Source organism: Streptomyces liliifuscus, from assembly GCF_016598615.1.
GTDB lineage: Bacteria > Actinomycetota > Actinomycetes > Streptomycetales > Streptomycetaceae > Streptomyces > Streptomyces liliifuscus.
In genome coordinates this window covers 7,171,566-7,193,243 of the sequence record NZ_CP066831.1, presented here as the reverse complement: position 1 = coordinate 7,193,243, position 21,678 = coordinate 7,171,566, and the positions used below count along the sequence as shown (strand labels likewise).

The following is a 21,678-nucleotide window of genomic DNA, read 5'->3' as shown; positions in this document are numbered from 1 at the left end:
GAACCCCCAACCTGCCCGTAGAGGACTACCCCGACCAGGGGAACTGCCCCGACCCTCTCGGGCCCTCCGTCTGCACAGGAACCACCTGCACGGAAACCACGCGGGACCTACCTGGAAGCTACGCGGGAACGATGTTCACCAGCTTCGGCGCCCGCACGATGACCTTGCGGATCCCCGCCCCGTCCAGCGCGGCGACCACCTTCTCGTCGCTCAGCGCCACCTTCTCCAGCTCCTCGTCCGAGATCGACGGGGAGACCTCCAGGCGCGCCTTGACCTTGCCCTTGATCTGCACGACGCAGGTCACGGTCTCGTCCACGACGTACGCCGGGTCGGCCACCGGGAAGTCCCGGTGCACGACGGAGTCCGGGTGGCCCAGCTTGCGCCACAGCTCCTCGGCGATGTGCGGGGCCAGCGGCGCGACCAGCAGCACCAGCGACTCGGCGACCGTACGCGAGACCGGACCGCCCACCTTGGTCAGGTGGTTGTTCAGCTCGGTGACCTTGGCGATGGCGGTGTTGAAGCGCATGCCCTCCAGGTCCTGGCGTACGCCGTCGATGGCCTTGTGCAGGGCGCGCAGCGTCTGCTCGTCCGGCTCGGTGTCGACGACGGTGACCGCACCGGTCGCCTCGTCGACGACGTTGCGCCACAGCCGCTGCAGCAGCCGGAACTGGCCCACCACCGCGCGCGTGTCCCACGGCCGCGACACGTCCAGGGGGCCCATCGCCATCTCGTACAGACGCAGCGTGTCCGCCCCGTACTCGGCGCAGATCTCGTCCGGAGTGACCGCGTTCTTCAGGGACTTGCCCATCTTGCCCAGCAGCCGGGAGACCTTCTCGCCCTCGTGGAAGTAGGCGCCGTCGCGCTCCTCCACCTCGGCGGCCGGTACGGCGATGCCACGGCTGTCGCGGTACACGTAGGCCTGGATCATGCCCTGGTTGAACAGCTTGTGGAACGGCTCGACCGAGGAGACGTGCCCCAGGTCGAACAGCACCTTGGACCAGAAGCGCGCGTACAGCAGGTGCAGCACGGCGTGTTCGGCGCCGCCGACGTACAGGTCGACACCGCCGTGCGGCTGGCCCTCGCGCGGCCCCATCCAGTACTGCTCGATCTCCGGGTCGACCAGCTTCTCGGAGTTGTGCGGGTCCAGGTAGCGCAGCTCGTACCAGCAGGAACCGGCCCAGTTGGGCATGGTGTTGGTCTCGCGGCGGTACTTGCGCGGGCCTCGGCCGTCGCCCAGGTCCAGCGTGACGTCGACCCAGTCCTCGTTGCGGGACAGCGGGGTCTCCGGGGAGGTGTTCGCGTCGTCCGGGTCGAAGGTGCGCGGCGAGTAGTCCTCGACCTCGGGCAGTTCCAGGGGCAGCATCGACTCGGGCAGCGGGTGGGCGATGCCGTCCTCGTCGTAGACGATCGGGAAGGGCTCGCCCCAGTAGCGCTGGCGGCTGAACAGCCAGTCGCGCAGCCGGAAGTTGACGGTGCCGTGGCCGATGCCCTTGCGCTCCATCCACTCGGTGACGCGCGCCTTTGCGTCGGCAACGGCCATGCCGTCCAGCGAGATGTCGTCGTTGGCGGAGTTGATGATCTTCGCGTCGTACGCCCCGAAGGCGTTCTCCCACGTCGACGTGTCGGTGCCGCGCCCGTCGGTCGGCTCGACGATGCAGTGGATCGGCAGCTCGAAGGCGCGCGCGAACTCGAAGTCGCGCTGGTCGCCCGCCGGTACAGCCATGATCGCGCCGGTGCCGTAGCCCATCAGGACGTAGTCGGCGATGAAGACGGGGATCTGCTCGCCGTTGACCGGGTTGGTCGCGTACGCGCCGATGAAGACGCCGGTCTTGTCCTTGGCCTCGGCCTGCCGCTCCACGTCGGACTTGGAGGCGGCCTGCGCGCGGTAGGCGGCGACGGCCTCCGCGGGGGTGGCGTGCCCGCCCGTCCAGACGTCGTGGGTGCCCTCGGGCCAGGTGGCCGGGGTGAACTTCTCGACCAGCGGGTGCTCGGGCGCCAGGACCATGTAGCTGGCGCCGAACAGGGTGTCCGGGCGGGTGGTGAAGACCGTGATGGCCTCGCCGTCCACGGGGAAGTCGACGCGGGCGCCCTCGGAGCGGCCGATCCAGTTGCGCTGCTGCAGCTTGATGGCCTCGGGCCAGTCCAGCGCGTCCAGGTCGTCCAGCAGGCGGTCCGCGTAGGCGGTGATCCGCATGTTCCACTGGCGCAGCTTGGCCTTGAAGACGGGGAAGTTGCCGCGCTCGGAGCGGCCGTCGGCGGTGACCTCCTCGTTGGCCAGGACGGTGCCCAGCCCGGGACACCAGTTGACGGGCGCGTCGGAGGCGTAGGCCAGGCGGTACTCGCTCAGGATGTCGGCGCGCTCGACGTCGGTCAGCCCGCTCCAGGAACGTCCACCGGGTACGGCGCGCTCACCGGTCTGGAACTGTGCGACCAGGTCGGCGATCGGACGGGCCTTGCCCGCCTCGTCGTCGTACCAGGCGTTGAAGATCTGCAGGAAGATCCACTGGGTCCACTTGTAGTAGTCCGGGTCGATCGTGGCGAACGACCGGCGCCTGTCGTGGCCCAGGCCCAGCCGGCGCAGCTGGATCTTCATGTTCTCGATGTTGGCCTCGGTGGACACGCGCGGGTGCGTGCCGGTCTGCACGGCGTACTGCTCGGCGGGCAGGCCGAAGGCGTCGAAGCCCAGGGTGTGCAGGACGTTGTGGCCGGTCATGCGCTGGTACCGGGCGAATACATCGGTGGCGATGTAGCCCAGGGGGTGACCGACGTGCAGGCCCGCACCGGAGGGGTACGGGAACATGTCCATGATGAACTTCTTGGGCTTGGCGACCAGCGAGGGGTCCCCGGCCAGGTCACCCTTCGGGTTGGGGGCCTCGTACGTGCCGTCGGCGTCCCAGAAGTCCTGCCAGCGTGCCTCGATCTGCTCGGCCATGGCGGCCGTGTAGCGGTGCGGCGCGGCCACCTCGGAGGCGGCAGCGTTGTTCGTCTCGCTCATGATCCTCAAAGCTCCATCGATCGTCTCTGCCAGCGGCTCAGGAAATGAAAAAACCCCTCGCACAGGAGGGGGCGCCGCGCCGATGCCGGTCGCGGTTTTCCGGCGACCGGGATTGATCAGCGCGGCTCGCTAAGCAGAAGGCGTACGGCACGCATGGCGTCAGGGTACCGCAGCGGCCGAGCGGACCGCGACGCGCTTTCGGCTACGCTGCGGCACTGCGTGTCACGTCCGCGCCAGGTCGACAGAAGTTGAACAAGAGTCAAAAGTTACTTCGCGTAAGGGCCTCTAAGGGACATCACAACTCCCTCACTGCCCTTTGATAACAGCGCAATAACTCAAACCTCGTACCCCTCGGTATGGCTCGACCTAGAGTGCGGCAGCGGGACCGCTTTCCCGAACTGTTCGGAGTTGCCCCCATGAACTCTCGCCGCAACAACAGCACGCTCACCCAGCCGAGCCGATCGGTCCGGGGTGGAGTGACGGCTGCCGCTTTGCTGCTGATACCCCTCGTCGTAGTGGTCGGAGGTGACGGATTCCGCGACTTCCTCAACTTCGGCGCGGGCGTTCTGTCGCTCGTGTCCCTCACCCTCTCGGTGCTCTGGGGGCTCGTAGCGACCGACCGGGTCTTCCTCAACACGCGCCAGAGGCTGATAGCCCAGGCCGTGCACCGGAGCACGGCGGTGGCCTCGGTGGGCTTCCTGCTGCTGCACGTCTCGGTCAAGCTCGTCCTCGACCACACCTCGGCCATCGCGGTCGTGATCCCCTTCGGCCTGGGCGTCACCGGCACCGACGGGCTCATCGGTTTCGGCACCCTGGCCGGCCTCCTGATGGTCGTCACGGCCCTCACCGGCGCGCTGCGCAGTGCCTTCTCGTCCCCCGTGCAGGTCGCCGGTCGCTGGCGCGCGCTGCACATGCTGGCCTACCCCGCCTGGTGCTCGGCCCTGATCCACGGCCTCTTCGCCGGGCGCGAGGCGAAGCCGGTCTTCGTGATCCTGTACAGCCTGTCCCTGGTCGCCGTCATGGGCGCACTGCTCCTGCGGTCGGCCCCCCTGCCGTTCAAGCGGAAGGTCGCCGGGCGCGTCCTGTCCCTGCTCGACAGCGACAACCGGCCCTACCGCGAAGAGCCCGGGGCACGCCGTGCCGGTGCCTCCTCGCTGCCCGGCGGCGGTGGCGGTCGGCCCGGCTTCCCCGACATGCCGGTCCCCTCGCAGCGGACGTCGTCCCCGTCCGGGTCGTACCAGTCCCCGCAGCGCTCCGCCCTCCAGGACTCGGCGTCCTTCACGGACACCGGGTCCCTCACGGACACCGGCGGCTTCGCGGCCGCCTACCGGGCCGTCAACACCCCGCGCGCGCAGGACCCGCTGACGCCCGACCCCACCCAGCGCATGCAGGTACCGATGGACATGCAGGCCACGGAGGCGATGCCGCGCGTCGACGGCAACTCCGGGGCCCGCTGGCCGACCCCGTCCCCGCCGCTCTACGAGGCCCCGCCGCGCCCCGCCGGTACGCCGACGTACGACACCGGGACCATTCCCACATACGACGCGAACGGCATGTACGACACCGGTGCCGTCCCCACGTACGGCACAAGTGATGTGTACGACACCGGTGAGACGAACGACCCCCTCGGTACGTACAACCCGAACGACATGTACAACAGCGGTCCCGCCACTGAAACGCAGCCCGGTCCCTACGAGGCACCCAGCAACGGCGAACCCTGGAACGCGCCTTCCGGAGGCTTTTAGTGAACGAGGCCCTTCCCGACGTCCCCGAAGTCCGAGTGGTGGGCCTTCCCCAGCTCACCTCCGGTTTCGATCTCGTCGAGAGACTCGACCTGCCCATGCACCTGAAGGTGCACGGGCCGCTCGAGCCGATGGGCGGCGAGCAGCTCGCGCAGCTCTCCGAACGCATCAATCTGAAGGGCCGCGGTGGCGCGGGCTTCCCGTTCCACAAGAAACTGCGGTCGGTCGCCGAGGCGGCGATCCGCCGCGGTGTACGTCCCGTGGTCGTCGTCAACGGAAGCGAGGACGAACCCGCCTGCCGCAAGGACACGGTGATGATCAACCGTGCCCCGCACCTGATCCTGGACGGCGCCCTGCTGGTCGCCGAGGCGCTGGGCGCACGCACCCTGGTCGTCGGTGTGACCCGCGAGTCCACGCAGCGCTCGATGGAGGCGGCGCTCTCCGAGCGCGGGCTGACCAACCGGCGCGGAGCGACCATCCGCGCGCGCGTGCAGCGCAACCCGGTGCGCATGGTGACCGGAGCGGCGGCCTCGCTCGTCCGCTCCATCGACGGCGGTCCCGCGATCCCGCCGGGCCGCAAGACCAGCGCCTCGCAGAACGGTGTCGGTGGCGCGCCCACCCTGCTGTCGAACGCCGAGACGTTCGCCCAGCTGGCGATCGCCGCGCGCATCGGCGCCGAGCGCTACGGCAACACCGGTCTGTACGACGAGCCCGGCACGGTCATGCTCACCGTCTCCGGAGCGGTCGCCCGCCCGATGGTGATCGAGGCCCCCACCGGCGTACCGCTGCGGTACATCCTGCAGCTGGCCGGCGCCCCGCCGGTCCCGCAGGGCGTCCTGACCGGCGGGTACCACGGCAAGTGGATCGACTCCGCGACGGTCAACGAGACGATCGTCTCGCGCAACTCCCTTGACGCGGTGGGCGGTGCGCTCGGCGCGGGCGCGATCCTGCCGATCAGTACGGCGACCTGCCCGCTGGGCGAGTCGCTGCGGGTGGCGCAGTGGCTGGCGGAGGAGAGCGCGGGGCAGTGCGGTCCCTGCTACCTCGGGCTGCCCGCCGCGGCGCGCGGCATGGAGGACATCCTCAACGGCGGCGGCCCGGCCGCCCTGGAGGCCCTCAAGCAGGTCGCCAACGCCGTGAAGCGGCGCGGCGCGTGCTCGCACCCGGACGGCTCCGCGATGTTCCTGGAGTCGACCATCAAGGCGTTCACGGACGACCTGGCCGCACATGTCCTCGGCAACGGCTGCGGACGGCCCGTGGAGGGCGTTCTGCCGCTCTTCGAGGGCGGCCAGCAGCCCACCGGCATCCCGGGCGGCCAGGCGGAGCCCGAGCAGGGTCCCAGCCGCCAGAAGATCTACGTCGACTGGACACTGTGCCGCGGACACGGCCTGTGCGCGGACATCCTCCCGGAGGTCTTCCAGCTGGGCGCCGACGGTTTCCCGACCGTCGCGCAGGCGGGGGTGCCCCGGTACGCGGAGGCGAAGGCGCTGCGTGCCGTACGCCGCTGCCCGGCGCTCGCGCTGCGCCTGGAGGAGGACACCCGCGGAGCGGCTCCCCGCCAGAACCTCCCCGCCGTACGCGAGGGCGGTGGCGGCGGCCGCCGAGCCCTGGGCCGCGGCCGCTGACGCACCGGCGGCCCGGGAGACCGGGCCGCCGAACCGAACCGCGCACAGGAGCCGGCGCAAGAGACGGACAAGAGCGGGTCAACGCAAAAGGCGGGCCATCCTGATCGGATGACCCGCCTTCATCTGCTGTGGAGCTAAGGAGATTTGAACTCCTGACCCCCTGCATGCCATGCAGGTGCTCTACCAACTGAGCTATAGCCCCTCGCGGTGTTCCACCGGATCTCCCCGGCGGCGACGCCAACATTACCGGTCCCTCCGTGCACCGCCAAATCGTTTCCGGTACGCGCGGACAGGCCGAATGGTCACGACGGACAGCGCCGGCTTCCGGCCCCTGGCCGCGCGGGTGCCCGCCCCGCCGCTGCACGCCCTGGAGAGGGCCTCTGCGGTCGTCTCAGCGACGCTCACCGTCTCAGTGGGGCCCTGGCGGTCCCGCGGCCGCGGGACCGCGTGGAGAGCACTCCAGCGGCGTCGTGTTGACGTTGTCGACCCTCTACGGAGAGGCCACTTTCACATTGCCGGCCATGACCGGGGTCACCATGTGGCGAAACCCCGGTCGGCGTCAGGCAGTGGCGAAGGAATAGAACCGCTTGAGCGTGCAGTGCTCGTCGAGCAGCCGGCCGTAGATCGGCTCGCCCTCCAGCTCGCGGTACGTCTCGATCGGGTCGCCTTTTATGATCAGCGCCCGAGCGCACTCCTCGCACCAGTACTGGTAGTCGTGGTTGACCGGTTCCATGTCGCGCACGATGGGCGTACCACTGCCGCACCAATCGCACTTGCGCCTGTGTGCACCCATCGATCAGCTCCAGCTGTGGCCGCAGGCCGTGCACACGTAGGAAATTCCGCCACTGTCGCCGAAAAGCAGGGCGACATGGGCCGAACCGCAGGAAGGGCAGTCGAGGCGGGTGATCCGGTCCCGTATCACCTCGGATTCGGAAAGGTCGTCGACCTCCCCGAGGATGCTCGCAGGCATCGCCACTCCCTCCCGTCGGGCCGCCCCTTCCGGCCGTTTGATTCTGCCACGGCCGGGCCAATACGGTCAGCGACGCCTTCGTACCAGTCCGGACACGGCACCCGTCGCGGCGGTCGCGGCCAGCGCGAACATGCAGACGAGAAGCGCGTCCGAAGAGGTATACGCCCCCGAGGCCCCAAGTGACTCAAGCCGATTCAAGAAGAGTGTGCCGAACACCGCGACTCCGATCAGCTGACCGAGCTGGGTGACCGTGGCGAGGAGGCCGCTGGCGTCCGCCGCGTCCTCGGGGCGCACGGTGGCGAGGGCCCGCGTGAGCGTGGGACTGAAGCCCAGCGCGAGCCCTGTGCCGACGCCGGCGAACGCCACGTACAGCCAGAAGCCGGCTCCGTGGCCGTCCCGCAGTGCCAGTCCCACGCCCGCGACGGAGACCGCGGCGAGGGCGAACCCGGCCGGGATCAGGGCGCGTTGCCAGGATGCGGGCCATCCACGCCAGGTCAGCCCGACCAGCCCGAAGACCACCGCGGTCGGCGCGAAGGTGAGTCCCGCGCGCAGCGCGCTGAAGCCGAGGCCGCCCTGGATGTGCAGGGTGAGCACGAACAGGAAGCCTCCGTTGACCGCCATCACGGCCATGATCCGGAAGACCGCGAGCCCCATGCCGGGGTGGCGCAGCACCCTGGGCGCGATCAGCGGGGTGCCGCCGCGCCGGGCGAGCCGGGACTCGTACGCGCAGAACAGGGCGAAGGCGACCGCGGCGGCCGCGAGCGACAGCCAGGACCACAGGGGCCAGTCCTCCTCCTGCCCGAGCACCAGCGGCACCGTGAGCGACGACACGGCCGCGCCCAGGAGCACCAGGCCCGGCAGATCGAGCCGGTGCGCGCGCTCCGGGGCGCGTGTGTCGTCGCGCGGCAGGACGCGCGCCCCGAGCACCAGCAGTACGAGGCCCACGGGCACGTTCACCAGGAAGACAGGGCGCCAGCCCGTGCCGAACAGGTCAGCGCTGACCAGGACTCCGCCGGCCACCTGCCCGGCCGCGGCGCCGGTCGCGAGGACCGCCGCGTACAGGCCGAGGGCCCTGCCCCTGGCCTCACCGGTGAAGTTCCGCTGGATGAGGCTGAGGACCTGCGGGATCATCACGGCCGAGCCGGCTCCCTGGATCAGCCGGAAGGCGATCAACTCGCCCGTGCCCTGGGCGAGTCCGCAGGCGAGCGAGGCCGTCGTGAACAGCGCGAGGCCGGTCAGATAGACGCGGCGGTGGCCGAGCAGGTCGCCCAGGCGGGCGCCGGTGATCAGCAGGACGGAGTACGTGATGGCGTATCCGGCGACCACCAGCTGCAATTCGGCGCCGGAGGCGTGGAGTTCGGCGCCGATGGTGGGGACCGCGACATTGACGATGAAGACGTCGAGGAGCGCCATGAACTGGGCGGCGAGGACGATCGCGAGCAGTCGGGCGGGGCGATTGTCAGTGCCGGGAGTTTTACTTGGGGCAGGCCTTGGTCCGGGGCCGGATCCGGGTGCGGAGTCCGGGCCCGCTGGGGTTGTCGTCGTCATGGCATCGAGCGTGGCGGCGGGCGGGTACGGGTGTGGAGAGCCCGCCGATGCTGGTACTGACAGCACCTGGCAGGGGCGGGGTCCGGGGTCGACGATGGGGGATGTGACGACGATGGCCACGACACAGCGGCGTCGGCCGGAGCTGGCCGCCTTCCTGCGGAGCAGGCGGGCGCGGGTGACACCGGCCGATGTGGGGATGCCGCCGGGGCTGCGCCGCCGCACGCCCGGGCTGCGGCGCGAGGAGGTGGCGCAGCTGTCGGGGGTCGGCGTCACCTGGTACACGTGGCTGGAGCAGGGCCGGCCGATCAACGCGTCGCCCCAGGTGCTGGACGCCGTGGCGCGCACGCTGCGGCTCGACCAGCCGGAGCGCGAGCATCTGTACGACCTGGCGGAGGTGCCGTACACCCACGGCTTCGAGTCGACGACGCTGTCCCTGGGGCCGGAGGTCCAGGAGATCGTCGACGCCCTCGACCCGAGCCCGGCGGTGGTCTACAACGCGCGGTACGACATCCTCGCGACCAACCCGGCTTACCGGGACGTGTTCTTCGTGCCGGAGACACGCCCGGCCGGCGGTGGTGTCCGCAACGCGCTGTGGACGCTGTTCACGGCCTCGGAGGAGGACTGTCCGCTGGTGTTCCGGGAGAGCGAGCTGCCGGTCATGGTGGCGACGCTGCGGGCTGCGTACGGAAGACATGTCGGCGAGCCCGTGTGGGAGGACTTCATACGCAGGCTGTCGGAGGTCAGCGGGCACTTCGCCCGGCTGTGGCGGAACGGGGACGTGACGCCGCCGGGACCGCGCGTGAAGACGTTCCGGCACGTGGCGGTGGGCGAGTTGCGGATGACGTCGGTGTCGTTGTCGGTCGACGGGATGCCGGAGTGCCGGGTCGTGGTCTACCGGCCGGCCGACGAGGAGACGAGTGCGCGGGCCGCGCGGCTGAGGGAAATCCGACGGCAGCCGAGGGCACGAAAAATCCCGCCCCCTGATGGGAACGGGATCATCGATCTGCTGAGCTGATCTGTGGAGCTAAGGAGAATTGAACTCCTGACCTCCTGCATGCCATGCAGGCGCTCTACCAACTGAGCTACAGCCCCTTGCGGGTGTCCGACCCGGCTTCCCGGCGGCGGAACAAGAAGAACTTTAGCCTGCGACCAGCCGGAAAGTGAAATCCGGTCCCGCGGGGCATCGGGGGCCGGACGGAACACCCGGCGACGTGCCCCGGAAGTGCCCCGCGACGGCTCGCGACGGACGCCACGGGCGCCTCGAAGGAGCGGCCCGGCCGGAAGCCCGAAAGGCTGCCGGCGGAGCGCCTAGTCGTCGTCTCCCAGCACCGGCTCGGGGAGCGTCCCCGCGTTGTGCTCCAGCAGTCGCCAGCCGCGGGCGCCCTCGCCGAGGACGGACCAGCAGCAGTTGGAGAGGCCGCCGAGGCTCTCCCAGTGCTGGGACTCCAGGCCGAGGAGGCGGCCGATGGTGGTGCGGATCGTGCCGCCGTGGCTGACGACCACGAGCGTGCCGTCGTCCGGGAGCTTGTCGGCGTGCCGGAGGACCACCGGGGCCGCGCGGTCGGCGACCTCGGTCTCCAGTTCGCCGCCGCCCCGGCGCACCGGCTCGCCGCGCTTCCACGCCGTGTACTGGTCGCCGTACCGCTCGATGATCTCCTCGTGCGTCAGGCCCTGCCAGACGCCCGCGTAGGTCTCGCGCAGGCCCTCGTCGTGGGTGATGTCGAGGTCGGTGAGCACGGACAGCTCGGCGGCCGTGTTCGCGGCCCGCTTCAGGTCCGAGGCGACGATCGCGTCGGGCTTCAGGGACGCGAGCAGCCGGGCGGCGCGGCGGGCCTGGCCCACGCCGGTCTCGGTGAGCTCGACGTCCGTCGTGCCCTGGAAGCGGCGCTCCACGTTCCACAACGTCTGGCCGTGGCGCCACAGGATGACGCGGCGCCCCCGGCCCGCCTTCTTCCCGGCCTCGGACAGCGGCCTGCCGTCCGGCACCGGATGCCCCGCCCCGGCGGTCACCGAAGCTCTCCGCGCAGTTCGGCGGCGTCCTCCGCGTCCTGGAGCTCGGCGTGCTCGGCGCCCTTGCCGCGCGTGGCCTTCGCGTCCGCGGGCAGATCGAGCTCGGGGCAGTCCTTCCAGAGCCGCTCCAGCGCGTAGAACACCCGCTCCTCGCTGTGCTGGACGTGCACCACGATGTCCACGTAGTCGAGCAGGATCCAGCGGGCGTCGCGGTCGCCCTCGCGGCGCACCGGCTTCGTGCCGAGCTCCTTGTTCAGCCGCTCCTCGATCTCGTCGACGATCGACTTGACCTGGCGGTCGTTGGGCGCGGAGGCCAGCAGGAAGGCGTCCGTGATCGACAGCACGTCGCTGACGTCGTACGCGATGATGTCGTGCGCGAGCTTGTCTGCGGCCGCCTGCGCGGCGGTGGTGATGAGCTCGATAGAGCGGTCAGTGGCGGTCACTACAAGGCTTTCCGTAGACGGTCAGGTGTCCCCGAGGGGTTGGGGCCTGTGCGGCGGATCATGCCGGAGAAGCGGGGTCCGGCACGCGCATCCACGCTTGCCGGACGCCTTCGCACGCCTCCGGCCTGCTCCGCCGGGCAGGCCCTACCCCAAGGGTCTCACGGACCGCCGACAGCACCCCACGTGATTAACCGATCATGCCGCGGGCGCCCCGGGGCCTCCGGACCCGCACCCGGACACGCCCAGCGCCTGGACGAGGGGCTCTACGAGGGCCTGGCCCCGGCGCCTGGACCCGGTGTCCGTACCGGCGGCCGGCGGCGAGTGCCCGACCGCCACGCGGCCCGGGCACCCCGAAGGCACCGCCGGTCACGCGCCCGTCACCCGCCCGACGAACCCGCCGAGCCACCCACCTTGTAGTCCTGGCCCAGTACGACCGACACATCCGCGTTCGACGTGGTCTTGCCCTTCTTCACCGAACTGGTCGGCAGGCCCAGCGTCTTGGCGACCTCCACCGCGTCGTCCTTCTTCGCGGCGTCGGTGTATGTGATCTGGGACACGGCCTCGGCGACATCGGTCTCGCCGCCGTCGACGAAGGTGTAGCCGCCGTTCAGCAGGACCACCCGGGCCTGTTCGGTGGCGTCCTTGTCACCCGTCGAGTTGCGGATGCCGACCTGGACGGCCGCACCCTTCTCGGGACTCTTCGCGGCGCCGCCGAGCACGTCCTTGACCACGCTGTCGCTGGCCTGCGCGCTGAGCCTGCCGTCCGTCTGGACCGGCAGCAGCGCCGTCTTGTAGTCGCCGCCCTTGGCCCGGTCGGCGAGCTTGGCCAGGAACGCGCCCAGGTCCTTGTCGCTCAGCGAGGGGTCGAGGATCTGCGCGAGCGTCTGCACGGTGGTCGTCGCGGCCTGCGGGTCCGACGACAGCTTGCGCAGCACTGCCTGCATGACCTGGCCGAACCGCTCCAGCTGAGCGTTCTGCGACTCCCCCGAGGCGCGGTACGTGGCGTACGCGACGGCCATCTTGCCGCTCAGCGTCTGCTCCTCGCCCTTCTTGACGAGAGGCGCCTCGCCCTTCTTCTTCGCGTCCGGGTCCGGCACGTCCGCGTTGGTGTCGACATCGATGTTGCCGACGAGTTCGACGAGGTTGTTGAGGTACGGGGTGTCGAGACGCCAGGTGCCCTCGACGTCGGTCCCGAGCACGGTGTCGATCTCGTCGCGCGTCCCGGAGGACCCGTCGTCGTCGACCGACTTGGCGAGCGTGGTCGTGGTGCCGTTGTCGTCCGTCAGGGCAAGGGAGTTGGGCAGCAGGACGGTGGCGCCCTGCTTGGTGGTGGTGTTGTCGACGAGCAGCGCCGTCGCCGTACCGCCGCCCTTGGTGTTGTGCAGATGGACGATGATCACGTCACGGTTCTGGGCGCCGCCGGCGGTGGTCGTCCCGGACGCCGACTCGGAGGACGTTCCCGGCAGCCTGCCGTCGTACCAGAGGTAGCCGACGCCGCCGACCGCGACCAGCGCGAGCGCCACGACCAGGGCGACGACACGGCCGCGCGCCCGGCGCTTGGCCTCCTCGCGCCGCTCGGTGCGGTTCTCGGTGAACTTCAGCCAGTCGATGACGTCTTCGGAGTTCTCCGGCTGCTCCTCCACGAAGGCGAACTGCTCGGTCCGGTACTCGCGTTCACCCTGCGGCCCTTCGCCCTGCCGCCCGCCCTCCGGGGACTCCGGAGACTCCGGCCGCCCCGACTGCTCCGGGGACTGGGCGGGGCGCGCCTGCTGCGGGATGTAGGCGGTCTGCTCCGCGACGTGGGCCTGCTGCTGACCGGTGTCATAGGGCGCCACAGGTTGCTGCTGACCCGTGTCATACGACACCACGGGCGACGCCTGCTGCCCCTGCTGGCCCATCGCGTACGGGTCGTACCCGTACCCCTGCCCGTATCCCTGCCCCTGGTGATCCTGGTGGCCCACGTGGTCCTGGTGCCCCTGCTGCCCCTGGTACGCCTGCTGTCCCTGGTGTCCTTGCCCGTACCCCTGCGCCTGCCCCCCGTAGGGGTCGTACGAGCCGTACTCCTGCTGGGCCTGCGGGGCCCCCGGAGTGTGCGGAGTCTGGGAAGGTGACGGCACCTGCCGGTACACAGGCTGCCCGAACTCGTCGTAGCCGACGAGCTCGTACTGGTCGCCCCCGTACCCAGCGTCGTATCGGTCGTTCACCGGTGCCCCTCTCGGCTCACTCGCCGCGGTACAGCTCTCGCTTGTCGATGTAGCGCACCACACCGTCCGGCACCAGGTACCAGACCGGGTCGCCCTTCGCGACCCTCACACGGCAGTCTGTGGACGAGATGGCGAGCGCGGGGACCTCGACGAGCGATACACCGCCCTCCGGCAGACCGGTGTCGGTCAGTATGTGGCCGGGCCGGGTGACCCCGATGAAGTGCGCGAGGGAGAACAGTTCTTCGGCGTCGCGCCAGGTGAGGATCTGACCAAGTGCGTCGGCGCCGGTGATGAAGAAGAGATCCGTGTCGGGGTTGAGCACCCGGAGATCGCGCAGGGTGTCCGTGGTGTAGGTCGGGCCGCCGCGGTCGATGTCGATGCGGCTCACGGAGAACTGCGGGTTCTCGGCGGTCGCGATGACCGTCATCAGATAGCGGTCCTCAGCCGGGGAGACCTTGCGGTCGGTCTTCTGCCATGGCTGTCCGGTCGGCACGAACACCACTTCGTCGAGGTGGAACTGCGCGGCGACCTCACTGGCCGCCACGAGGTGCCCGTGGTGGATCGGGTCGAACGTTCCGCCCATGACGCCGAGGCGGCGCTTTCCCGGGTTCGACGGGCCGTTTCCCGGGCCGCGCCGTGCGCTCCGCGCCGTGCCGCCCGCCGGACCGGTAGGCATGTCCTGCTCTCCCATGCGTGCAGACCCTACCGGCCCCGACGACGGGTCCGGTCGCGCGGGCGTCAGCGGTCCCGGTTGAAGCGGGTGGTGATCCACAGCAGCAGCATCAGGATGAAGAAGGCCCCGCCGCCGGTCAGGTAGGGGCTGAGGCTCTCGTGGTTGCCGCCGTGCTCCTCGCCCTCGGCGGCAAGTGTGACCAACTGGGCAGCGGTGCTGTGGAAGCTCATCTTCGGCAGGACCTATTCGGTGTGGGCGGGATAAAGACTTCCGCACATCGTAAGCGGGGGCTGTCGCCGGTATCACTCCGACTCCGCCGTCAGGACTGCCCGGCCTCCGGCACCCCGAACCATCGGCCTCGGCGGAGCGTGCCTCCCGGCGTCCGCCGAGAGATCCTGCCGGCCGTCTCAACCGTCCGGAACCCTCCGCGGGTCTAAGGGGTCGGGAACCTTCCGCCCGGCCTCACTCGTCCCGTTTGTAGCCGCGCAGAAGGAACCAGGCAGTCAGCACACAGCCGACGACCATCACGATCAGCACGACACGGAGGAGATTCCCCGCCCCTTGCTGCTGGGCGGCGCTCGCGGCCTCGGTGAGCCAGGGCTCGGGGAGATGCTCCATGACGTACTACTCCTTCGCTGTACTGCCCGTCCACGGTATATCCGCCTAGGCTGGACCCCGCCTTGGGGGCACAGAAGGCAATCAAACGCATGGGGGACCACATGCCAGAAGAAAGCCACGAGAACGTACCGAGCAGGCAGCGCCGGCGCTTCGAGGGGATCTCCTCCCGGGCGTACGAACACCCGGCGGACCGCTCGGCCCTGGTCGCCCTGCGCAAGCTCAGCGGCTTCGACACCGTTTTCAAGGCGCTCAGCGGCCTGCTCCCGGAGCGCAGTCTGAGGCTGCTGTTCCTGTCGGACTCCGTGCGCGTCTCGGACGCCCAGTTCACTCACCTGAACGTCATGCTGCGCGACGCCTGTTACATCCTGGACCTGGAGAAGGTCCCGCCGATGTACGTCAACCAGGACCCGCAGCCGAACGCCATGTGCATCGGTCTGGACGAGCCGATCATCGTCGTCACCACCGGCCTCGTCGAGCTGCTCGACGAGGAGGAGATGAGGGCGGTCATCGGCCACGAGGTGGGCCACGCGCTGTCCGGCCACTCCGTCTACCGCACGATCCTGCTCTTCCTGACCAGCCTCGCCCTGCGAGTGGCGTGGATACCGCTGGGCAACCTCGCGATCATGGCGATCGTGACCGCCCTGCGCGAGTGGTTCCGCAAGTCCGAGCTGTCCGCGGACCGCGCCGGTCTCCTGGTCGGCCAGGACCTGAAGGCCTCGATGCGCGGCCTGATGAAGATCGCGGGCGGCAACCACCTCCACGAGATGAACGTGGACGCGTTCCTCGCCCAGGCCGAGGAGTACGAGGCCGGGGGCGACCTCCGCGACTCCGTGCTCAAGATCCTCAACGTCATGCCCCGCTCCCACCCCTTCACCACGGTCCGCGCGGCCGAGCTGAAGAAGTGGGCCGAGTCCCGCGACTACCAGCGGATCATGGACGGCCACTACCCGCGCCGGGACGAGGACGGGGACACCTCGGTCACGGACTCCTTCCGTCAGTCGGCCGCCAGCTACGCCACGGACGTCAAGAACTCGAAGGACCCGCTGATGAAGCTGGTCAGCGACATCGCGGGCGGCGCGGGCGACCTCGGCGGCCGGGTCCGGCGCGGCTTCGGCGGCTTCGCGACCGGCGGCGGAGGCGCAAGCAGCAGCTCCCCGCAGGACCAGCCGCCCACCGACGGCCCGGACGACGAAAGCCCCAACGGAAGCAACGGCAGGGCCTGAGCGCGGAAGCGCCGCCCTCAGCCCGGGCTCGGGCCGCCCCTCGAAGGCGGGGGCCGGCCCGACCCGGAGCGTGCCGCAATCCCGGCCCTCGGAAGCCCCCTGAGCCACAGCCGGTCCGAACCCGGAAGCCGGGTCCCGAAGCCAGAAGGCGGGTCCGGCGCCACAGCTCAGTGCCTGAAGCACGGCTCGGGGCACGGCAGCCCGGGGAGCCAGTCGGGTCCGGAGCCACAGCTGAGCCGGAGCCAGGAGCCGGGCCGGAGCCACCGTCAGGCTGGAGCCGGAAGCCGGGGCCGGAGCCACAGCTCAGCCCCCGAACCACGGCTCAGGGCACGGCGGCCCAGGCGGCCAGTCCGGACAAGCGGCAAGCGGCGGCCCAAGCAGCCAGCCCGGACGCGGCGGCCCAGACAGCCAGTCGGCACGCGGCGGCCCAGGGGCCAGCCCGCACACGCGGCGGCCCAAACAACCAGAAGGTCCAGAAGGCCGAGGGGCCGAGAGGGCTGAGGAGGCCGATCTACAGCTTCGGCTGGGCGCTCGCCGCCAGTGATCCGCACAGTGACGTGGCGCTGCCCGTCGCGTACGGGTCGGTGCCGGCCGGGCCGCCCGCCCTGGCCGTCTCGCCCGCGAGCAGCGGGCGCAGATGGTTCGTCGCGTCCTCGGCGCAGGCCAGCGGCCCGGCCTGGACGTACGAGACGACCAGCTCGGTCTGGTGCATGCGCAGGTCGTCGCGGTCGAACCGGAAGTGCAGCTCGCGCCGCACGGTGAACAGCGAGGCCTTGGCCTTCTCGTCCGAGCCGGTCGGCCGCAGGGCGTAGACGAAGGTGTGGTCGGCGCTGACCTCAAGGGTGTCGGAGTCGGTCTCGGCGGCCGACAGCGTGCCCTGCACCCGGATCTTGCTGTCGGCCAGCTCCGCCTGGTTGGGGTCGAAACGGACCAGCCAGCCGGTGGGCGCGTGCCGTCCGTCCGCGGTCGGCCGCTCGAAGCTCTGGTCGAACTGGTCGAGCTGCTGCGGGTCGAGCCGTATCCGCACGGACCGGGTGGCGCCGCCGGTGAGGACGTCCGGGTCGAGCGACGACTCGACGAGGTAGTCCTTCGCCGTGGTCAGGGCGGTGACGACCTGGCTGTCGGAGAAGTGGGCGGTGCGCCGGGAGGCGGGCAGCGTGATGCCCTCGGCTCCGATGCGGAACTGGTCGGCCGGGCTGTGCGCGTACAGCGAATCGATGTCCGTGGAGCCGGGCACGGCGCTCTGCGGCGCGAGCGGTATCACGGTCATCCGCAGCGGCTCGGGATGCTTGGCGGCGGGCGTCTGGTACGGATGGCGTACGCCCATGTAGATCGCGGTGCCGAAGGCCACGGCGATCAGCAGGACGAGGATCAGCGCCTGCCGGGACAGGCCCCTGCGCATCGGCGGGCGGCGGCGGACGGCCGGGGTGTGGTCGCCGATCCGCTCCTGCGCGGAGAACTCCTGGAGGCGGGCAGCCCGGACGAACGACTCGTCGAAGACGACGGATCGATACTCTTCCTCGCCACCACCAGGAGCACCCTCGGGGGTCCCCTCAGGTGGGTCTCCAGGTCCGCCCATACATTCAGAGTAGGTCTCAGGGACCTCAGGTAAACGCCCTGGTACACGACAAGTTCTGACAGGACCTCACGGAAGCCCTACGGCGTGCGCGGCACCGCCGAGACGGCTGGCTGGGAATAGTCGGCCGAGGCCGAGGGACCCACTCCGCTTCCCTGTTCGAGGCCTGTGGAGGCGGGCGGCGGGACCTGGTCCCGGCTGCCCGAGGAAGCTCCCCGGTAGACGGCCGTGAAAGCGAGCGCGACCATGCCGATCCCCATCACGAGGGCGAGCATCCAGGCGACGGGACGGTGCCAGCGGGCCTGTTTCCCGTACGTCCCCGGGTTGCCGTAGCCGCCGTGCAGGACGTCACGGTCGTCGAGGTCGTCCAGTTCCGGGTCGTGGCCGAAATCACCACGGCCGTCGGGTCCGAATCCGTCGTCGTGGAACTCGTCGTCGCCGCGTACCCCTCGGGGGTGTGTCCGGCGCGCTTCGGCCTCGGAGGCCTCGGCTCTCGCCTGGGCGGCGGCAAGGAGGCGCTCGACGGCGGTCGGTTCGTGAACCGTGGCCGCCCGCACAAAGGCCTCGTCGAAGACCACGGAGGCGAACTCTTCGTCCGCACCCCCGCGGTCGCGGTCGTCGTCGGGCTCCCAGCCGTCAGGGAACGGCGTGCCCCCCACGTCCTCCGGCACGGATCCAGAGTAGACCGGGGTGGTCAATTTGGGCAGACGGTATGGAAATTCATCCGCCTGACGAGACGCTTTCCGGGCGAGGCCCCCAAACACTCCGTGCGGGGTTTTCTCGGCGAGTTCTCCGAGCGCCCCTCGCCACGTCCCCGAGAGCCCCTTCGCGAGCCCTTCGCGGAGTCCTTCGCGAGTCCTCCGGGAGCCCTCCACGGCCCCCTCAGCGGCGGATGTGCCCGTCGCCGGTGACGATGTACTTCGTGCTCGTCAGCTCCGGCAGCCCCATCGGCCCCCGCGCGTGCAGCTTCTGCGTGGAGATCCCGATCTCGGCGCCGAAGCCGAACTGGCCGCCGTCGGTGAAGCGCGTGGACGCGTTCACGGCGACCGTCGTGGAGTCGACCAGCTGGGTGAACCGGCGGGCGGCCTGCTGCGAGGTGGTGACGATCGCCTCGGTGTGGCCGGAGGTCCACAGCCGGATGTGCTCGACGGCGCGCTCCAGCGAGTCGACGACGGCCGCCGCGATGTCGTACGACAGGTACTCGGTCTCCCAGTCCTCGGTCGTCGCCTCGACGACGGTGGCCTTGGAGTCCTTGGCGTAGCCGAGAACGCGCTCGTCCCCGTGCACGGTGACCCCGGCCTCGGCGAGGGCGTCGAGGGCGCGCGGCAGGAACTCGGGCGCGATGTCCTGGTGGACGAGGAGCGTCTCGGCGGCGTTGCAGACGCTGGGCCGCTGCGCCTTGGAGTTGATCAGGATGTCGATCGCCATGTCGAGGTCGGCCCGCGCGTCGACGTAGACGTGGCAGTTGCCGGTGCCGGTCTCGATGACCGGGACGATGGACTCCTGGACGACCGTCTGGATCAGGGAGGCGCCGCCGCGCGGGATGAGCACGTCGACGAGACCGCGGGCGCGCATCAGCTCCCGCACGGACTCGCGGCCCTCGCCCGGCACGAGCTGGACGGCGTCGGCGGGCAGGCCCGAGCCGCCCACCGCGTCGCGCAGGACCCGTACGAGGGCGGTGTTGGACTCGTAGGCGGAGGACGAGCCGCGCAGGAGCACCGCGTTGCCGGACTTCAGACAGAGGGCGGCCGCGTCGACGGTCACGTTCGGGCGGGCCTCGTAGATGATGCCGACCACGCCGAGCGGGACGCGGACCTGGCGCAGGTCGATGCCGTTGGGCAGGGTCGAGCCACGGACGACCTCGCCGACCGGGTCGGGCAGTGCCACCACGTCACGCACGTCGGAGGCGATCGCGCGGATCCGCTCGGGGGTGAGCGTCAGCCGGTCGATGATCGACTCGCTGGTGCCTGCCTCACGGGCGCGCTCGATGTCCTTGGCGTTGGCCTCGACGATCTCGCTCGTACGGACCTCGAGCGCGTCCGCGATCGCGAGCAACGCGTCGTCCTTCTCGGCCCGCGGGAGCGGGGCGAGGTCGGCGGCGGCGCCCTTGGCACGGTAGGCGGCCTGGGTGACCGGGGACATCGAGTCGTACGGCGAGAGCGTGGTCATATCCCGCAGGGTAGTGCGCCCGCGAGAGCTGTTCAGCCGTTGTCCCACACCGCGAGACAGGTCCTGAAATGCCCCTAGAAAGGGTGTACGCCCACAGGTGTCGCCGGCAGCGGTCCGTATCCCTCGGCGATGCGCTGGTGGTAGGTCTCGCGGTCGATGACCTCCAGGCCGACGATCTCCCAGGGCGGCAGTTTCGCGGTCTGGCGGTGCTCGCCCCACAGGCGCAGCGCGACGGCGGCGGCGTCGTGCAGGTCGCGGGCCTCTTCCCAGTAGCGGATCTCCGCGTGGTCGTTGGCATAGCGGCTGGTCAGCAGAAAGGGGTGGTCGTGGGCGAGCTGTTCAAGACCGCGCCTGACCTCCTTCAGCGGGGCTTCGGCCCCCGAGACGCTCAGCGTGACGTGCCAGAGCCTCGGCAGGTCCTGCGGCTCCTCGACCTCGTAGGTGTCGCCGGCCGCGACGCTGGTCAGAGCCCGCTCCTCGCCGGCCACCCGGGAGCCGACACCACCGCGGGACGCCGCCGCCCCAGGGCGCACTCGTCTCACGACGGCCTCCTTTACGCAATGGGTCCGCTCGGACTGAGGGGGTCTCCCTGAAACAAAGTTGAGCAGGTGGGAAGCCTCCGTGTGACGGTTTTACGGAACGTCCACCGGCGGGGGCCTTCCTTTCGGCCGTTTACGGGTGGAGCAGCACCAGATCGTCCCTGTGTACGACTTCGCGTTCGTACGCCGGACCCAGCTCGCGGGCCAGCTCGTGCGTGGAGCGGCCGATCAGCTGCGGGATCTCCTTGGCGTCGAAGTTCACCAGCCCCCGGGCGACGGCCCGTCCCGCGCTGTCGCGCAGTTCGACGGGATCGCCCGCGGCGAAGTCGCCCTCGACGCCCGCGATACCGGCCGGCAGCAGGGACGTACGCCGCTCGACGACCGCGCGCACGGCCCCGTCGTCGAGGGTGAGGGCACCCTGCGGGGTTGACGCGTGCTGGAGCCACAGCAGACGGTCGGCCGAGCGGCGGCCCGTGGAGTGGAAGTACGTGCCGGTGTCCCGGCCCGCGAGGGCGTCCGCGGCGTGCACCGCGCTCGTCAGCACCACGGGGATACCGGCCGCGGCCGCGATGCGGGCCGCCTCGACCTTGGTGACCATTCCGCCGGTGCCGACGCCCGCCTTGCCCGCGCTGCCGATGTCCACGTGCGCGAGGTCGGCCGGGGTGCGCACTTCCGCTATCCGTGACGTGCCGGGCTTGCTGGGGTCGCCGTCGTACACCCCGTCCACGTCGGAGAGGAGGACCAGCAGGTCGGCGCGGACGAGGTGGGCGACGAGGGCGGCGAGCCGGTCGTTGTCGCCGAAGCGGATCTCGTCCGTGGCGACGGTGTCGTTCTCGTTGACGACGGGCAGGGCGCCCATCGCGAGGAGCTTGTCGAGGGTGCGCGAGGCGTTGCGGTGGTGGGCTCGGCGGCTCATGTCGTCGGAGGTGAGCAGCACCTGGCCGACACGGACGCCGTAGCGGGCGCAGGAGGCGGTGTAGCGGGCGACCAGGAGGCCCTGGCCGACGCTGGCGGCGGCCTGCTGACGGGCCAGGTCCCTGGGACGGCGGCGCAGGCCCAGCGGGGCGAGGCCCGCGGCGATGGCGCCGGACGAGACGAGGACGATCTCCTTCTCACCGCCGCTGCGCCCCTTGGCCAGGACGTCCACGAGGGCGTCCACGCGGTCGGCGTCGAGGCCTCCGGACGCGGTGGTCAGGGACGAGGAACCCACCTTGACGACGATCCTGCGGGCCTCCGCCACTCCCGGCCTCGCCGCCTGCACTGCCGCCTGCCTTGCCGCTGACACGCTGTACCCCAATGTTCCGACCAGCCCGGTCTGTGCAATCTACGTGACCGAGGGTGGC

At 70.5% G+C, this 21,678-nt stretch carries 19 protein-coding genes and 2 tRNA genes; 4 read left to right on the top strand and 17 right to left on the bottom strand.

Features of this window, described 5'->3' with window-relative positions; genetic code table 11:
* Nucleotides 1-118 precede the first annotated feature (118 nt).
* Entirely contained in the window at nt 119-2,995 is a 2,877-nt protein-coding gene (gene leuS / locus JEQ17_RS30985) for a leucine--tRNA ligase (RefSeq protein ID WP_200398209.1), read from the bottom strand.
* A gap of 416 nt (nt 2,996-3,411) precedes the next feature.
* On the opposite strand from leuS, the gene JEQ17_RS30980 reads away from it, so the two are divergent.
* Together JEQ17_RS30980 and JEQ17_RS30975 are read left to right on the top strand one after the other, a co-directional pair.
* On the top strand, nt 3,412-4,740 hold the full coding sequence (locus JEQ17_RS30980) for a cytochrome b/b6 domain-containing protein (RefSeq protein ID WP_200398208.1): 1,329 nt from the start codon (nt 3,412-3,414) through the stop codon (nt 4,738-4,740).
* Entirely contained in the window at nt 4,740-6,362 is a 1,623-nt protein-coding gene (locus tag JEQ17_RS30975; protein WP_200398207.1) for an NADH-quinone oxidoreductase subunit NuoF family protein, read from the top strand. The genes JEQ17_RS30980 and JEQ17_RS30975 overlap by 1 nt, the downstream gene beginning before the upstream one ends.
* A 129-nt stretch (nt 6,363-6,491) precedes the next feature.
* On the opposite strand, the gene JEQ17_RS30970 is transcribed toward JEQ17_RS30975, so the two are convergent.
* From JEQ17_RS30970 to JEQ17_RS30955, 4 genes are all read right to left on the bottom strand, one after another.
* Nucleotides 6,492-6,564, bottom strand: a tRNA-Ala gene (locus tag JEQ17_RS30970).
* A 357-nt stretch (nt 6,565-6,921) separates the two neighbouring features.
* Complete coding sequence (locus JEQ17_RS30965) at nt 6,922-7,155, bottom strand: hypothetical protein (RefSeq protein ID WP_010986886.1); 234 nt, start codon at nt 7,153-7,155, stop codon at nt 6,922-6,924.
* A gap of 3 nt (nt 7,156-7,158) precedes the next feature.
* Nucleotides 7,159-7,332 (bottom strand): zinc ribbon domain-containing protein, encoded by a 174-nt coding sequence (locus JEQ17_RS30960; RefSeq protein ID WP_200398206.1) that lies wholly within the window; start codon nt 7,330-7,332, stop codon nt 7,159-7,161.
* A gap of 66 nt (nt 7,333-7,398) precedes the next feature.
* A complete protein-coding gene (locus JEQ17_RS30955) occupies nt 7,399-8,880 on the bottom strand; it encodes an MFS transporter (protein WP_200398205.1) in 1,482 nt (493 codons plus the stop codon).
* 94 nt (nt 8,881-8,974) lie between these two features.
* Between JEQ17_RS30955 and JEQ17_RS30950 the strand changes: the two genes are divergently transcribed.
* Entirely contained in the window at nt 8,975-9,895 is a 921-nt protein-coding gene (locus JEQ17_RS30950) for a helix-turn-helix transcriptional regulator (protein ID WP_200398204.1), read from the top strand.
* A gap of 4 nt (nt 9,896-9,899) precedes the next feature.
* On the opposite strand, the gene JEQ17_RS30945 is transcribed toward JEQ17_RS30950, so the two are convergent.
* The 7 genes from JEQ17_RS30945 to JEQ17_RS30915 all read right to left on the bottom strand — a co-directional run bounded on the left by JEQ17_RS30945 (nt 9,900) and on the right by JEQ17_RS30915 (nt 14,828).
* Nucleotides 9,900-9,972: transfer RNA gene (locus tag JEQ17_RS30945), tRNA-Ala, on the bottom strand.
* A gap of 216 nt (nt 9,973-10,188) precedes the next feature.
* A complete protein-coding gene (locus tag JEQ17_RS30940) occupies nt 10,189-10,848 on the bottom strand; it encodes a histidine phosphatase family protein (RefSeq protein ID WP_200401817.1) in 660 nt (219 codons plus the stop codon).
* A 38-nt stretch (nt 10,849-10,886) separates the two neighbouring features.
* Nucleotides 10,887-11,333 carry a ribosome silencing factor gene (gene rsfS / locus JEQ17_RS30935; protein WP_143632088.1) on the bottom strand — a complete coding sequence of 149 codons (447 nt, stop codon included), beginning with the start codon at nt 11,331-11,333 and terminating at the stop codon, nt 10,887-10,889.
* 377 nt (nt 11,334-11,710) lie between these two features.
* Complete coding sequence (locus tag JEQ17_RS30930; RefSeq protein ID WP_200398203.1) at nt 11,711-13,537, bottom strand: LCP family protein; 1,827 nt, start codon at nt 13,535-13,537, stop codon at nt 11,711-11,713.
* A 16-nt stretch (nt 13,538-13,553) separates the two neighbouring features.
* Nucleotides 13,554-14,228 carry a nicotinate-nucleotide adenylyltransferase gene (gene nadD, locus JEQ17_RS30925; RefSeq protein ID WP_200398202.1) on the bottom strand — a complete coding sequence of 225 codons (675 nt, stop codon included), beginning with the start codon at nt 14,226-14,228 and terminating at the stop codon, nt 13,554-13,556.
* Nucleotides 14,229-14,275: 47 nt separating this feature from the next.
* Nucleotides 14,276-14,440, bottom strand: coding sequence for a hypothetical protein (locus JEQ17_RS30920; protein WP_198655517.1), 165 nt, complete (start codon nt 14,438-14,440; stop codon nt 14,276-14,278).
* Between the two features lie 232 nt (nt 14,441-14,672).
* Nucleotides 14,673-14,828 (bottom strand): hypothetical protein, encoded by a 156-nt coding sequence (locus tag JEQ17_RS30915; RefSeq protein ID WP_186000991.1) that lies wholly within the window; start codon nt 14,826-14,828, stop codon nt 14,673-14,675.
* A gap of 101 nt (nt 14,829-14,929) precedes the next feature.
* On the opposite strand from JEQ17_RS30915, the gene JEQ17_RS30910 reads away from it, so the two are divergent.
* A complete protein-coding gene (locus JEQ17_RS30910) occupies nt 14,930-16,051 on the top strand; it encodes a M48 family metallopeptidase (RefSeq protein WP_200398201.1) in 1,122 nt (373 codons plus the stop codon).
* Nucleotides 16,052-16,562: 511 nt separating this feature from the next.
* Here JEQ17_RS30910 and JEQ17_RS30905 read toward each other — a convergent pair.
* The 5 genes from JEQ17_RS30905 to proB form a co-directional block, all read right to left on the bottom strand.
* The gene (locus tag JEQ17_RS30905; RefSeq protein WP_200398200.1) at nt 16,563-17,630 is read right to left on the bottom strand and encodes an SCO2583 family membrane protein; all 1,068 of its coding nucleotides are present in this window, start codon (nt 17,628-17,630) and stop codon (nt 16,563-16,565) included.
* A gap of 77 nt (nt 17,631-17,707) precedes the next feature.
* Nucleotides 17,708-18,298, bottom strand: coding sequence for an SCO2584 family spore wall biosynthesis protein (locus JEQ17_RS30900; protein WP_456115139.1), 591 nt, complete (start codon nt 18,296-18,298; stop codon nt 17,708-17,710).
* Nucleotides 18,299-18,509: 211 nt separating this feature from the next.
* Complete coding sequence (locus JEQ17_RS30895; protein WP_200398198.1) at nt 18,510-19,796, bottom strand: glutamate-5-semialdehyde dehydrogenase; 1,287 nt, start codon at nt 19,794-19,796, stop codon at nt 18,510-18,512.
* Nucleotides 19,797-19,870: 74 nt separating this feature from the next.
* Nucleotides 19,871-20,329 carry a hypothetical protein gene (locus JEQ17_RS30890; RefSeq protein ID WP_055610583.1) on the bottom strand — a complete coding sequence of 153 codons (459 nt, stop codon included), beginning with the start codon at nt 20,327-20,329 and terminating at the stop codon, nt 19,871-19,873.
* A 139-nt stretch (nt 20,330-20,468) separates the two neighbouring features.
* Nucleotides 20,469-21,575, bottom strand: a complete 1,107-nt coding sequence (proB, locus tag JEQ17_RS30885; protein ID WP_200401816.1) for a glutamate 5-kinase — start codon at nt 21,573-21,575, stop codon at nt 20,469-20,471.
* Nucleotides 21,576-21,678: the final 103 nt, after the last annotated feature.